General features: G+C 59.0%; 12 protein-coding genes. 7 read left to right on the top strand and 5 right to left on the bottom strand.

Annotation, left to right across the window (positions count from 1 at the left end; all coding sequences use genetic code 11):
- Nucleotides 1–86: 86 nt before the first annotated feature.
- Nucleotides 87–1,736: a hypothetical protein gene (locus ACOX7T_RS11880; protein WP_433443009.1), complete on the top strand. Its 1,650-nt coding sequence runs from the start codon at nt 87–89 to the stop codon at nt 1,734–1,736.
- A gap of 598 nt (nt 1,737–2,334) precedes the next feature.
- Here the strand turns inward: ACOX7T_RS11880 and rpsI are convergent.
- Entirely contained in the window at nt 2,335–2,739 is a 405-nt protein-coding gene (rpsI, locus tag ACOX7T_RS11875) for a 30S ribosomal protein S9 (RefSeq protein ID WP_006570737.1), read from the bottom strand.
- 16 nt (nt 2,740–2,755) lie between these two features.
- On the bottom strand, nt 2,756–3,187 hold the full coding sequence (gene rplM / locus ACOX7T_RS11870) for a 50S ribosomal protein L13 (RefSeq protein WP_433443006.1): 432 nt from the start codon (nt 3,185–3,187) through the stop codon (nt 2,756–2,758).
- Nucleotides 3,188–3,425: 238 nt separating this feature from the next.
- On the opposite strand from rplM, the gene ACOX7T_RS11865 reads away from it, so the two are divergent.
- From ACOX7T_RS11865 to ACOX7T_RS11845, 5 genes are all read left to right on the top strand, one after another.
- Entirely contained in the window at nt 3,426–4,199 is a 774-nt protein-coding gene (locus tag ACOX7T_RS11865; protein WP_433443003.1) for a tRNA lysidine(34) synthetase, read from the top strand.
- Between the two features lie 208 nt (nt 4,200–4,407).
- Nucleotides 4,408–5,316 carry a D-alanyl-D-alanine carboxypeptidase family protein gene (locus tag ACOX7T_RS11860; protein ID WP_433443000.1) on the top strand — a complete coding sequence of 303 codons (909 nt, stop codon included), beginning with the start codon at nt 4,408–4,410 and terminating at the stop codon, nt 5,314–5,316.
- A complete protein-coding gene (locus ACOX7T_RS11855; RefSeq protein WP_433442997.1) occupies nt 5,316–7,016 on the top strand; it encodes an O-antigen ligase family protein in 1,701 nt (566 codons plus the stop codon). The genes ACOX7T_RS11860 and ACOX7T_RS11855 overlap by 1 nt, the downstream gene beginning before the upstream one ends.
- A gap of 4 nt (nt 7,017–7,020) precedes the next feature.
- Nucleotides 7,021–7,263, top strand: a complete 243-nt coding sequence (locus ACOX7T_RS11850; protein WP_433442994.1) for a hypothetical protein — start codon at nt 7,021–7,023, stop codon at nt 7,261–7,263.
- A gap of 105 nt (nt 7,264–7,368) precedes the next feature.
- Nucleotides 7,369–9,135 carry a WG repeat-containing protein gene (locus ACOX7T_RS11845; RefSeq protein ID WP_433442992.1) on the top strand — a complete coding sequence of 589 codons (1,767 nt, stop codon included), beginning with the start codon at nt 7,369–7,371 and terminating at the stop codon, nt 9,133–9,135.
- Nucleotides 9,136–9,257: 122 nt separating this feature from the next.
- Here the strand turns inward: ACOX7T_RS11845 and ACOX7T_RS11840 are convergent, their stop codons facing one another.
- Nucleotides 9,258–10,349, bottom strand: coding sequence for a glycerol dehydrogenase (locus ACOX7T_RS11840; RefSeq protein WP_433442989.1), 1,092 nt, complete (start codon nt 10,347–10,349; stop codon nt 9,258–9,260).
- Between the two features lie 240 nt (nt 10,350–10,589).
- Between ACOX7T_RS11840 and ACOX7T_RS11835 the strand changes: the two genes are divergently transcribed.
- A complete protein-coding gene (locus tag ACOX7T_RS11835) occupies nt 10,590–11,801 on the top strand; it encodes a hypothetical protein (protein WP_433442986.1) in 1,212 nt (403 codons plus the stop codon).
- 62 nt (nt 11,802–11,863) lie between these two features.
- Here ACOX7T_RS11835 and htpG read toward each other — a convergent pair whose 3' ends face one another.
- Nucleotides 11,864–13,777, bottom strand: coding sequence for a molecular chaperone HtpG (gene htpG, locus ACOX7T_RS11830; RefSeq protein ID WP_433442983.1), 1,914 nt, complete (start codon nt 13,775–13,777; stop codon nt 11,864–11,866).
- Between the two features lie 167 nt (nt 13,778–13,944).
- The gene (locus tag ACOX7T_RS11825) at nt 13,945–14,460 is read right to left on the bottom strand and encodes an N-acetyltransferase family protein (RefSeq protein ID WP_433442981.1); all 516 of its coding nucleotides are present in this window, start codon (nt 14,458–14,460) and stop codon (nt 13,945–13,947) included.
- Nucleotides 14,461–14,465: the final 5 nt, after the last annotated feature.

Below are 14,465 nucleotides of genomic sequence, written 5' to 3'. Positions count from 1 at the left end.
TGGGATAGCAGAGTTCCTGCCGTTTCCCACTGACTTCACACAATATTTGGAACAGGAGGTGCTGTGTGTTGAGAAAACCACATGGGATGCCAGTTTTATTGGTGCTGGCCGTTATATTGTTACTGTCCGGGTGTGCCGCAGATCCGGGGGTGGGGCTCCGGGACGAGAGTGGGGATAACGCCGCTGCTGCCACGGCCCTGCTGGAGGAGGCAGTGGCACGGCGGGAGGCCATTGTCAACACATCCACGGAGATTGTATGGAGTGAGACCTTCACCCCCGGCGAGACCTACACCGGTACAGCCTACTACGTGTCCAACCAGGGCGACGACGGAAACGACGGCCTCAGCCCCGAGACCGCCTGGGCGACCCTGGCCCGGGTCAACCAGGCTTCGCTGGCGTACGGCGACGCGGTGTTCTTTGAGCGGGGCGGCGTCTGGCGGAACACCACCGTGGAGACGAAGGAAGGGGTCACCTACTCCGCCTACGGGGAGGGGGCAAAGCCCCGGATCTGTGCCTCTCCGGAGAACGGAGGAGATTCGACTCTCTGGTCGCTCTGGTGGGAGGGAGAAAACGGGGAGAATATCTGGCTTTACCATCGGGATATGCCCGACTGCGGCGCCATCGTGCTGAACGAGGAAATCGTCGCCCAGAAGGTGCTGGGCTACTGGAGCGGGAAGGAGTTTCTCCACTACATCGGCCCCGCCAACTGGACGCCGGACGAATTTGACCTGGAGGAACAGCTCTCCCAGGCCCCCTTCGATGTGACGACGGAGCTGACGGAAAACCTGACCTTCTTCTCCAAAGCGGACAGCACCCTGCCAGATACCCTGCCGGTCTTTCTCACCGGCTGGGAGTGGGATGGACTCACCCCCGTGGGGGAGCTGTACTTCCGCTGTGACGAAGGAAATCCCGGGGAACTCTATGGAAATATTGAGTTCCAGACCCAGTGTCCCCTCTTTGACTACGTTGCCGACGACTGCGTGCTGGACAACTTGTTTATCGGTTTTGCCGGAGACGGGGTGGTGACCGTGGGAGAAGGAGATGGTGTGACGATCCAAAACTGTGAGGTCGGCTGGGTAGGCGGCATCGTCGGAATTTACAACACTGGAAATGCGTCAACCGGCTATGGAGCCGGGATCCAGCGTCTGGCGGGTGGCATGGGCGGAGGAAATCACGGTACACGGTTTCAGAACAACTATGTCCACCATATGTATCACGCCGGCGGCGGTATTGAAACGTTTGAGGAACAGGGTTTTGAATCCGGCAGCGTCTATGGAGTACAATTTGTAGGGAATCTCTTTTATCAATGTTCTTCCGGTCTGACCTTTTTCAACTGGGATGAGGAGCCGAACCCGGAGCGCAAGTTTGTGGACTGCATCTATGAGGACAACTGGGTGCTCTTTACCGGCCTGGAGGACTGGATGGATCAGAGCTATTCCCCAGCCTTCTCCCATGAGGGCGGTCCCAATCTCCAGGAGGGATGTGCCATCCGGAACAATGTGTTCTTCGTGGCCCGTTCCGCCATCGTCTATATTCAGGAATATGTGGAGGAGTACTTTCCTGACTTTGAGGGCAACACCTATGTGCAGTACGCCGATATTCCCCTGATCCACAGCGACAGTGAGAATCTGGACATGGACTACTACGATCCCCAGGCCGCTATGGAGGTGCTGGGGGACGAGTCCGGCACAGTCATCCTCTTGAATGAGGACATCTGGAGTAATCGCCTGGAGTAACTGGTAAGCAAATTTACCAGCACAAACGACCCCAACCAGGCCAACGACCCTGGCGCAGCCCGGGAAACGGAATCCGCCATCGGTGTGGTGACTGGCGGCCCGGATGTTACCTTGAACGGTACGAACCGCAGCAAGACGTAGCTTGTGCCGGATACTGCGTTTTTGGGCGTGTATAGCCTCTATGTCAATGACACAATGACCTATCCCAAGCATGACATTGGAGTAGATGACAGCTGGAGCCTGTGGCCCGTGAGCGGCAGCGCCAATAGCCATCATATCAGAAGACAGCACGCGCGGCAGAAGTCTTGCCACGCGTGCTGTTCTATTACATTCGAAAATACTGTATCCTTATCCAAGAAACTCCGCCTGCTTACCACCATTTTGGGAGGGCGCTCGTAACCTCTTTTGTAACCTCAAACGTGAAAATTAAGTTTTGTAACCTCTAAATAACCCTATATATTGTGTCCAAAATTAGTCTAATGAACTATATATAGTACCACGTTGCAACGACGGAATGCGAATGGCAAAAAACAAGTTTAGAACAATTAGATAGAAAAATCCCGGAAAACCGAGGTTTTCCGGGATAATTTGAAACATTTTAGCGCTTGGAGAACTGAGGAGCACGCCGCGCGGCTTTCAGGCCGTACTTCTTACGCTCCTTCATACGAGGATCGCGGGTCAGGAAGCCGGCGGCCTTCAGAGCGGGACGGAACTCGGGGTCCACGTTCAGGAGGGCGCGGGCAATGCCGTGACGGATGGCGCCGGCCTGGCCGGTCACGCCGCCGCCCACGACGGTGGCAACGATGTCCACCTTGCCGACGGTGCCGGTGGTGTTCAGGGGCTGACGGACCACCATCTTCAGGGTGTCCAGGCCGAAGTAATCGTCGATGTCACGGCCGTTGATGGTGATGGCGCCGGTGCCGTTGGGGAACAGGTGCACACGGGCCACGGAGGACTTCCGGCGGCCGGTGCCGTAGAGATAAGGCTTCTTGCTCTTATACATAGTTCAGTTTTCCTCCTTATTCCGCGGTCCAGGCCTCGGGCTTCTGAGCGGCCTGGTTGTGCTCAGCGCCGCGATAGATGTGAAGCCGGGTCAGAGAGTCCTTGGTGACGATGTTGCGGGGCATCATGCCGCGGATGGCCACCTTCATGGCCAGCTCGGGCTTCTCCTGCATCAGGATGCGATACTTGGTCTCCTTGAGGCCGCCGGGATAACCGGAGTGAGTGCGGTAGTACTTCTGCTCGCCCTTCTTGCCGGTCAGGACAGCCTTCTCGGCGTTGACGATGACCACGAAGTCGCCGCAGTCAGCGTGGGGAGTGTACTCGGGCTTGTGCTTGCCGCGCAGCAGGGTGGCGGCGGTGGCAGCGGTCTTGCCCAGGGGCTTACCGGCCGCATCGAGGATGTACCACTTGCGGACGATGTTTCCCTTGTTGGCCATAAAAGTGGACATAGGTGAAACCTCCATTGCTTTTATATCTTCCAAATCTGGATTTAACAGAATCAAAGCTCCACCTGTACAAGTGGAGCGTTTTGTATTATAATGCACTCGTTTCAAACTGTCAACGGCTTTTTTCATGTTTTTAATTTACAAATATGAAATCTCCGTTTTTCTCTTGTTTTCTCTCTTATACTCTCTCGTTCTAATTTTCATTTTTCAATTTATTTTTGCGAAAAAGTGAGGTTTCCCTATGAACACCAAGCTCCTGAGCTATGTCCGCCGCTGTGTGGAGGACTACGACATGATCAAGCCCGGCGACCGGATCGCCGTGGGCGTGTCCGGCGGAAAGGACTCCATTACCCTTCTGGCCGGCCTGGCCGGTCTGCGTACCTTCTACCCCGTGCCCTTCACTGTGGAGGCCTTCACCCTGGACATGGGCCACGTGGACGGCGGCGAAGGCATGGACTTTACGCCGGTGGCAGAGTTCTGCAAAGAGCTGGACGTCCCCTACACCATCCTCCCCTCCGAGATTCACCACATCATCTTTGACCTGCGGAAGGAGAAGAACCCCTGCTCCATGTGCGCCAAGATGCGCCGGGGCGCCCTCCACAACGCCCTCATGGACCACGGCATCCACAAGATCGCCCTGGGCCACCACTTTGATGACGCGGTGGAGACCTTCTTCCTCTCCCTCTTCTACGAGGGCCGCATCTCCTGCTTCCAGCCGGTGACCTATCTGGACCGGACCGACATTGTGCAGATCCGCCCCCTCCTCTATTTAAGCGAGGCCAGCATCCGCACCATCGCCGCCAAAGAGGGGTATCCGGTGGTCCACAATCCCTGCCCCGCCGACGGCTTCACCAAGCGGCAGGAGATTAAGGAACTGGTCCGCAGCCTGGACAAGCAGTACCCCGGCCTGAAGCAGCGGGTACTGGGGGCCATGCAGCGGCTCCCCCTCCCCGAGTGGGGCCCGGTGAATCCCCGCCGCCGCCCCCTGCCCGACACCGATGACGCCGTGGTCTGAGCACCCGCGTTTTTTATCCTCATGCTATGGTTTGATTTTCCTGTTCTCGCTTATTTTCTCAAAAATTTTTGTTACATTTTATTGCCTTCCCGGGAAATGTCTGCTATTATATTCCTCGACACGAAATATTTCTCTGAAATATATCTGTTGTCTCCATTTTCTCAGACAGACAGAGCTGATTCTGTATGATATGAAAGGGAGCATTTCCATGGGCGCCTCCAAATCCGGAAAGAAGAATATGTGCACTCCCAGCCGGAAAGGCAGACATTCCCACCCGGCTGCCGCATGGAAATGGGGCGTAGCCGCGCTTCTGGTCTGCCTGTGTGCGGCTGCAGCAGTACTGGCTGCGGTCAGGCCATGGCAGAGACATATTCAGCTGCCTGAAACGCTGACTGCCACCAGCGTTCTGGTTCTGGACGAACATGGCGGCACCATGGCCGAGCTGGATGCAGACGTCCCCCGCTCTCCCTCCAGCCTGACCAAAATGCTCACTCTCTATTTAATTTTTGATGATCTGGAGTCCGGGACTTTGCACCTGGACGACACCATAGCCATAACCCCCGATATGGCCAACACTCCCGGCTCCAAGTACGGCCTGCGCCCGGGACAGGTCGCGACAGTAGAACAGCTTCTGGCAGGCGCCATTCTCAACAGCGGCTGTGACTGCATCCAGGCCCTGGTTACCTTATCCGCAGGCACCGAGGCGGACTTCGTGGCAAGGATGAATGAGGCTGCCGGAACGCTGGGCATGAAGGGCTCCCATTTTGTGAATGCTACCGGTCTGGACGCTGCTGACCACTATATGACTGCCCGGGATCTGGGGCGTCTGGCCCGGCGTCTTGTGGAGGACCATCCGGAGTATCTGGACTACTCCGCCCAGGCTGAGATGGAGATTGACGGACTGGCATTTCAGAACCTAAACCGGCTGGTAGGCTCTGATCCCCGGGTGCTGGGCCTCAAGACAGGCACCACCCGCATCGGCGGAAACAATCTGGTCACCTACGCCCGTGAGGGCGAGGAGGCCTGCTACATTGTCCTGCTGGACAGTGTAAGCGAGACCCGGCGCTTTGCCGAGACGCAGGACCTGCTGGATCTGGTATTTGGAGGCGAGCACTGATGGCGGGAGGACATAACGGCAAAAAAGCCGCACGGACCTGCCGGGCTCCCGGCCCCCGAACCAATACGCCTCTCTTTTTCCTGCTCGCAGCGCTGCTGCTGCTTTTTGGCGGATACTACGACGCCATGGTCTTTGCAGCCGCCGCGCTTCTGGCGGTGCTTCTGGCCTTCTCCATTCACCGGGCAGGCGCGCTGACCCTGCCCAGGGGTCCCATTCCCTGGCTTCTGGCCGGGTTGTTTCTGTGTTCGCTGGTCACCCTGCCTGCGGCCATCAGTCCGGGCATGGCGCTGACAGGCGCGCTGCGCTGGCTGGCAGCCCTGCTCTTTTACCTGTATGCCGCCACCTATACCCAAGAGGAGCGGGCGCTGATTCTGGACAGCACCGCTATGCTGGGCGCGGTTATGGCTGCAGTGTCGGTCTTCCTCTTCGCGGCCACCCGGTTCACCGGCGGAACGGACGCCAACGGCCGGATTGACGGCTTCTTCCAGTATGCCAATACCTACGCCTTATTCCTTCTGGCCTGTCTGGTGCTCCTTCTCCTGAAGTCGCGGCGCCCTATGGATTGGCCAGCTATGGCGGCTCTGCTGCTGTGCATTTTTCTCACCGGCTCCCGTGGCGTCTTTTTGCTGCTGCTGGCGGCCGGTCTTTTTCTGGCCATCCGTGCTCTGGTAGTAAAGCGGCAGATACGCCCCGTCCTGCTGGGCGTGGGGGCGCTGGCGGTGCTGGGTGTGCTGGCCGTTGTGTTCAGCGGCGGACTGGTGCTGCGGCGTCTGGCAGCCATTACACTGGATTCCTCCAGTCTCAACGGCCGCCTGCTCTATTATCTGGACGGACTGCGCATACTGTCGGCACATCCTCTGGGTATCGGCCGGGGCGGATATCTTTACCTCCAGCCGCTGGTTCAGACCGGCCCCTACATTCTCAAATCCATCCACAACGAATATCTTCAAGCCGCGCTGGACGGCGGAGTTCTGTCCGGTGTGCTGATGGCAGCCCTGGTGTGCGCCGTTGTATTCCGCCGGGGCGCCCCCCTGCGTGAGCGTCTGACTGCCGCTCTGCTGGGACTCCACGCATTCATTGATTTCGATTTTCAGTTTTTTGCCGTACTCTGTCTGCTTCTCCTGTGCGGTCTGGGCACAGAGAGCCGGGCCCTCCGGCCCGGAAAGGGCGCGGTATGGGCTGCCGGCAGTGTGCTGGCTGCAGTGTTCGCCTTTTTTACTCTGCCCTATGGCTTCTCCTTCTTCGGCAGCAGCGGCACGGCCTATGCCCTCTGGCCGTTTGATCTCTCGCTGGCGGAAAACCGTCTTCAGCACTGTGAAAATCTGGATGAGGCAGGTGCTGTTGCCGACCGCATCCTGGCTGGGACCGATACCTCCATGCTGGCCTGGGACTGCAAATTCGCCCAGGCCGCTGCCCAGGCCGACTATCCGGCCATGGCAGAGTACCGATATCAGTATCTGCGCCTCAATCCCTACCGCCCTGAGGTATATGAAGAAATGGCTACCCTTCTGGAGAACGCCTGTCAGGAGGCGCCGGAGGAAATCGCTTTGTATAAGACGCTGGCGGAACAGACACAACAGCTTTTGGAGGAGGTGTATCAGCGAACGAGCCCTCTGGCCCATAAGATTGTGGACCGGCCCGATTTTTCTTTCCGTCCCGCGCTTCTTATAAAACTGCAAGACATAGAAGAGAGGTATTGAAGAAATGCGTTGGAACAAAAAACTGCTCTCCGCTCTTTTGCTGGTGGTCATGCTCTTCACCACCCTGCTCCCCGGCGCAGCTGCCGCTGAACTCTCCGCTACTTATGAGAAGGCCAGCTTCTATGACATCGCCACCACCGCTTACTCCCGCATGCTCATGTTCCAGAACGGCGTGACCGCCGCTGCCAATGCTCAGAACCAGTACGGCCTCATCGACGCAGCCGGCAACGTGAAGGTGGATTTCTAGTACAGCCGGCTGGATGCCACCGGCGGCGGCTACTTCATCGCCACCAAGAGCCATGAGGCGACCGACCAGTGGGGCTTCTCCTACACCGAGGAGGAGCAGGGCATTATGGACAGCACCGGTAAGATGGTCTATCCCATGGGCAAGAACTACATCTCCATGCAGAACAAGACCATCTGCATCTACCCCAGCAGCGGCGACGCCGTCTATTACACCGCCGATATGAAGCCCTCCACCGAGAGCGCCTATTACGGTGAGAGCACCGACAGCGGCATCCAGGTCGCAGGCTATGACTGGGTGACCGAGCTGGCCCCCGGCTATTACGAGGGTTACAGCTGGGAGAATGGTTCCGCCCTGCTGGACAGCAGCTTTAAGGTTGTGGTGCCCGCCGGGCAGTACGACTACCTGCGCCTTCTGGGTGTCTCCAACGGTATGCCCTATATCGCCGGCGAGAAGTATGACTCCAACCAGTCCTGCGTCATCGACGGCACCGGCAAGGTCATCATCCCCATGGGCAGCTATTCCTACATCGGCGGCGTCAGCCCCAACGGCAAAATTGCTGTGAGCACCTGGACCATGGACAGCAACGGCAACCCCACCAGCTGCGTCTCCAAGCTCTACGACCTGACCGGCAAGGAGATCAAGACCTGGAATGACCGTGAGGTCACCACCGAGACCTACTTCCGCGACCTGGCCTTCACTCTGGACGGCGAGAAGTACGGCACCATGGACGAGACCGGCAAGGTCGTGATCCCCAACCAGTTCGATACCCTGACCAGCGCCAACGATCTTACCAAGGTAATCGTGGGCAACCAGAGCACCGAGGACGAGTGGTCCTATATCTGGGGCATGTACACCGCCGACGGCCAGAAGATTCTGGACGCCAAGTACACCGAGCTGAAGATTCTGGGCGACGGTTACTTCCGTGCCTGTGACGGCACCCACTACGGCATTGCTGACGGCTCCGGCAAGTTTGTGGTCCCCCTGTCCTACAGCCAGCTGCGCGTCTACTGCCGCGACTTCATCGAGGCCGTGGATGACAACGGCGGCTCCAAGGTCATCAACGTGAAGAACGAGGAGATTATCCCCCAGTCCCTGGAAGAGCTGTACGTCTACAACGACTACAACGATTTTGACTATAATTCCGGCTGGTATAACGCTCTGATGTCCTCCTACGACGGCTATGAGGGCTATGTCCTGCCCTTCCGCGTCAAGACTGCCAGCGGCTACTCCACCTACTACGTGGACTACACCACCGGCGAGTCTCTGGGCAGCCTGCCTGTTCTGGCCTCCAACATTACCTCTGACGGCCGCTTTGTCTACCGCGACAACGCCACCGGCCTGTATGGCTTCGGCCGGCTGGATCAGGGCAGCTTCGCCAACCCCGACGCCCCCTCCAGCACCAACGCGCCCAAGGTGGCCTATGCCACCACCTACTCCATCCTGGTGGACGGCAAGCCTGTGGAGTTCAAGGCCTACGCCCTGAAGGATGAGAAGGGCAACGACACCAACTATCTGAAGGTCCGCGACGTGGCCTACATCCTCAACGGCAGCCAGGCCCAGTTCAATGTGGATTGGGACGGCGCTGCCGGCAGCATCGTCCTCCAGACCAAGACCCCCTACACCACCGCCAACGGCTCCGAGATGGCCGCCACCTTCTCCGGCAACCAGCCCTATCAGTCCAATCCCGCCACTGTGCTGGTGGACGGTGAGAAGACCAGCTTTGACGCCATCACCCTCACCGACTCCTCCAACAGCGGTCACACCTACTTCAAGGTCCGCGATCTGGGCAAGTATCTGGGCTTTGAGGTCACCTGGGACAGCGCCAAGGGCGCCATTGTGATCGACACCACCAAGCCTTACAGCGGCACCTAATCTGCCCGATTCTTCTCTGCGGCCCTGCCGGATATTCCGGCTGGGCCGCTCTGTTTTCAAAACAGCAGGCCTGGATTCCCATATGGGAATCCAGGCCTGCTGTACTATTGCTTTTCTGTTTTTTACTTGTACTGACGGCCCAGGGCGTCGGCGGTGAGGATAGCGGCGTACACCTTGTCGGCGGTGACCTCCATGGGCATGTTGTGGATGGTCTCGCCGGGCACGGAGGCGGCCTCGGCCACGGCGCGGATCACCTTGGGGTCGGCGTCGGCCAGGCCCAGATCGGCCAGGGTGGTGGGCAGACCCACGCTCATGCAGAAGTCCAGTACCTCTTCGATCTGCTCCATATCGGCGTTCTGGAGCACCAGCTGCACCAGGGTGCCGAAGGCCACCTTCTCGCCGTGATAGAGGCTGTGGGTCTCGGGGGCCACGGTGAAGCCGTTGTGGATGGCGTGGGCGCCGGCCAGGCCGCCGGACTCAAAGCCGATGCCGGAGAGGTAGGTGTTGGCCTCGATGATGTTCTCCACGGCCTTGGTGCACACGTGGTTCTCCACGGCCAGCTTGGCCTTCAGGCCGTCGGACAGCAGGGTCTCGTAGCAGGCGCGGGCCAGCACCAGGGCGGCGTTGGTGATCTTGCCGCCGGCGCAGGTGGAGGCGTTGGAGTCCGCGGTGGCCTGGGCCTCGAAGTAGGTGGCCAGGGCGTCGCCCATGCCGGACACCAGCAGACGGGCGGGGGCCTTGCTCACCACGTCGGTGTCCACCAGCACCACGTTGGGGTTGGCGGGCAGCCACAGGTACTCCTCAAAGACACCCTCGTCGCTGTAAATCACGGACAGGGCGGAGCAGGGGGCGTCGGTGCCCGCGATGGTGGGCACGATGACCACAGGCTTGCCGGCGTAGTGGGCCACGGCCTTGGAGGTGTCGTGGATCTTGCCGCCGCCGATGCCCACCACCACGGTGGCGCCCAGCTCATCCAGCTGGCTCTTCAGGCGGTTGATCTCGTTCTTGGAGCACTCGCCGTTAAAATACTCAAAGTGGACGGTGCAGCCCGCGGTCCTGAAGCTCTCCTCCACCTGTCCGCCCACACGCTGGTAGCCGGACTTGCTGATGAGCACGAAGGCATGTTCGCCCAGAGGACGGGTGTAGGTGCCGATATTGCTCAGCTCGCCCTGACCCTGAATGTACTTTCCCGGCGCAATGATGATGTTGGCCATATGTCAGCTCTCCCGTATTTCATATTACGCCCCGCTTTCCCGCAGTGCGGAGCCAAAAGCAGTATATTCCTTTGATAATTATTTGTCAATCTCTTTGCTTCTTTTTCTCTCCTGTTCCGTATGCAGCCCTTCTGTTAACTTATGTTATTGATTCGAATTTGGAAAAAATATAAAATATAAGAAATTATATCCTGTGAGATGGCTCACACTCTGCAGGATATGGGAATGGGAGGTACTTTTATGAAGAAAAAATTTCTGTCCCTGTTTCTGGCCATGGCTCTGGCCCTGGGCCTGGCCGCCCCTGCTCTGGCTGACGCCATGGGCGAGACCCGGGTGGGCTTCCGCTTCGGCGAGACCTTTTACTCTTATGATGCCCCTGCCAGCGGCGCCGGCTGGAGCTATGACGGCGACTACACCATGACCTTTAACGGGCTTAATATCGCAACCCCCGACAATCCCTATGGCGACAGCGGCTATTTCCAGCTGTGTAATCTGGACAAGCCCTTTACCTTTGTGCTGACCAGCGGCACGAGCAACAGCGTCAATACCATGGATTCCATCTATAAGATGGGCAAGACCCTGGAGGACCAGCCCATGGTGACCATCCAGGGCGGGGGCAGTCTCTCCTGCCACCAGCTCACGCTGGGCGACCTGACGCTGACTGACGCCGCTATCACCGCCACCTATTTCTCCTGCTTCAAGCTGACCCTCTCCGGCGGCTCCATCACCACCACCGGCCTGACTGTAAACGACAGCTATACCCTGAACAGCGGCAGCATCCTGGTGGAGCGGGATGAGCCCGCCTTTGAGGGCTTCCGGGTGTATATGGACGATACGGCCGCGGCCAGCTCCCTTGTCTCCCAGTTCAAGGACCAGTACGGCAAGCCTCTTCAGCTCAAGCAGGAGACCTTTGACTGGGGCACCCTGACCAGCATTTATGACAGCGCCGGCGAATACGTAACCTATGCCGTCTGGACCGGCGGCGGCGTCACGCCCCCTACCCCCGCCAAGACTGCCTATGCCTCCACCCAGTCGGTGAAGGTGGACGGCGTGGCCGTGGAGTTCCAGATGTACGCCCTCAAGGACGAGAAGGGCAACGACACCAACTATGTGAAGGTGCGCGACGTGGCATATGCCCTCAACGGCACCGCCGCTCAGTTCAACGTGGGCTGGGACGGCGCGGTGAATCTGGTCACCGGCCAGGCCTACACTGCCAACGGCTCTGAGATGTCCACCCCCTTCAGCGGCAACCGGAGCTATCAGGACTCCACTGCCGCCACCAATGTAAACGGCTCTGCCGCCGCGCTGGATGCCATCCTGCTCACCGACGATGCCGGCGGCGGGTACACCTACTACAAGCTGCGGGATCTGGGCCAGGCTCTGGGCTTTAATGTGAGCTGGAGCGCGGAGCTGGGCGTCTATATCGAGACGGATAAGCCCTACGAGGGTTAATTACACAGAAAGAACGCCGCCCCGGCGCCATATGGCGCCGGGGCGGCGTTCTGTTTTTCGTTTTACTTCATCAGGCTGCACACCAGCTCGGTGTAGGCGGCCGGATCCTCCAGGGGCAGGCCGGCGATGAGCAGTGCCTGGTCGTAGAGCAGCTCGGCGTACTTCCTGGCCTTCTCCGGGTCGGTGTCCACCGCCTCCCGCAGGGCGGCGAAGGCGCCGGAATCCGGGTTGAGCTCCAGCACCCGCTGGGCCTTCATGCCCTGGGCCCGCTCCGGGTCCATGCGGGAGAAGTACTTCTCCATCTCAATGGTCACCGGGCCGTCAGCGGTGAGGCACACCGCGCCCGACTTCAGAATCTTGGATACCCGGGCCTCCTTGATCTTGTCGCCCAGGGTCTCCTTCACGAAGGTGAGCACGTCCTTGCTCTCCTCCGCCTTCTTCTCGGCAGCGGCCTTCTCCTCGTCGGTCTGAGGCAGGGCGTCCTCGTCAGTCACCGGCTTGAAGGACTTCTCATCCCAGGCGCCCAGGGCGTTCATGATGAATTCATCGGGCTCCTCGGTCAGGTAGAGGATCTCATAGCCCTTGTCCAGAATCCGCTCGGTCTGGGGCAGGCGGGCGATCTGGTCCACGCTCTCGCCGCAGGCGTAGTAGACATACTGCTGGTCCTCGGCCATCCGCTGGCGGTACTCGGCCAGAGTGGTCAGTTTGCCGTCCCTGGAGGAGTGGAACAGAAGCAGGTCCTTGAGCATGTCCTTGTGGACGCCGTAGTCCTCCAGTACGCCGTACTTGATCTGGCGGCCAAAGGCAGACCAGAAGGTCTCATATTTGGCCCGGTCGTCCTTCTGGAGCCTGAGCAGTTCGGCCTTGATCTTCTTCTCCAGGTTTGTGGCGATGATCTTCAGCACCCGGGTGTGCTGGAGCACCTCGCGGGAGATGTTGAGGGAGAAGTCGGCGGAATCCACCACGCCCCGGACAAAGCGGAAGTGGTCGGGCAGCAGATCGGCGCACTTGTCCATGATGAGCACGCCGGAGGAGTAGAGCTGAAGGCCCTTCTCGTACTCGCGGGTGTAGAAGTCATAGGGGGCGTGGCCGGGGATGTAGAGCATAGCCTTGTACTCCACCTGGCCCTCGCCGTGGACGTGGACCACGGCCAGGGGATCCTCCCAGTCGCCGTAGTGCTCCTTATAAAAGGCGTTGTACTCCTCAGCGGTCACCTCGCTCTTGGGCCGCTGCCACAGGGGCACCATGGAGTTGAGGGTCTCCCACTGGTCATAGTCCTCCCACTCGGGCTTGTAGTCCTCGCCGGCGTCGGCGGGACGGGGCTTCTGGCGGGACTTGTGCATGAGCATCTGGATGGGGTAGTGGATATAGTCGGAGTACTTCTTCACCAGGTCGTCCAGGCGGTACTGCTCCAGGTACTCTCCGTACTTCTCGTCCTCAGTGTCCGCCTTGATGTGGAGCACAATGTCAGTGCCCGCGCCAGTCTTCTCCGCGGGCTCAATGGTGTACCCCTCCGCGCCCTCGCTCTCCCAGCGCCAGGCCTGGTCAGAGCCGTAGGCCTTGCTGGTGACGGTGACCTTGTCTGCCACCATGAAGGCGGAGTAGAAGCCCACGCCGAACTGGCCGATGATGTCCACGTCGGCCTTCTTGTCCTGGTCCATCTCCTTCTTGAACTGGAGGGAGCCGCTGCGGGCGATGGTGCCCAGGTTCTCCTCCAGCTCCTCCTTGGTCATGCCGATGCCGTTGTCGCTGATGGTCAGGGTGCGGGCAATCTGGTCGGGGGTGAGGACGATCTTGAAGTCGGACCGGTTCAGGCCCACCTGGTCGTCGGTGAGGGCCTTGTAGGCCAGCTTGTCGATGGCATCGCTGGCGTTGGAGATGATCTCACGGAGGAAAATCTCCTTGTGGGTGTAGATCGAGTTGATCATCAGGTCCAGCAGGCGCTTGGATTCCGCCTGAAACTGCTTCTTTTCCATGGTAACTGCCTCCGTATATGAAAAGATTATGATTAACAACATAGCGTTAGCACTCAACGCTCCCGAGTGCTAACGCTATGATAGTCCTTCGTGTGGTAATTTTCAAGGGGGTTCAAAGAAAATTTACAAATTGCCCATTGGAGACGCGAAAAATGCTGTTCACTATCTCAAAGGCACCGGGACAGGTCAGCGTAAAAAAGCATGGTCTCCTCAATCTGAGTTCCGCCAATCAAAGCCTGCTGACATTTGACGCGCTGTCCACCCATGCGCAGATAAAAGCCAAGGGATGGGTTCCCAGACAGGCAGTTGATAACCATGCTCCGCCATCCTTCGGCCAACAGGATCTTACCGGCGGAACGGAAGAGCTGTCGTCCCAGCCCCATGCCCTGGAAGCCCTGCAGGACATACAGGGCGTAAATCTCCCCGGCTCGGGGATAATCTACATCCCGGCTGGGGCCATATGTGCAGAAGCCCACCACGGTATGCTCCTCCACCGCCACCAAGATTTTGTCGCCCCGGCTGATTTCCTGCCGGTATTGCTCTGCTCTGGAGCGGACGGCGTCAATTCTCCCGTCCAGCACGTCGTCGGGCACCAAGCCGGTATAGGTGGTTTTCCATGTATAGGCGTTGACAATGGCAATACCGGTGGCATCCTCCATCTGCGCCTGCCGGACGGTAATCACGTTGT

It is taken from the genome of Pseudoflavonifractor sp., from assembly GCF_050943825.1.
In the GTDB taxonomy this organism is placed as follows: domain Bacteria; phylum Bacillota; class Clostridia; order Oscillospirales; family Oscillospiraceae; genus Pseudoflavonifractor.
Note: the sequence above shows the minus strand (reverse complement) of the source record. Positions and strands in the feature narration are given on the sequence as shown.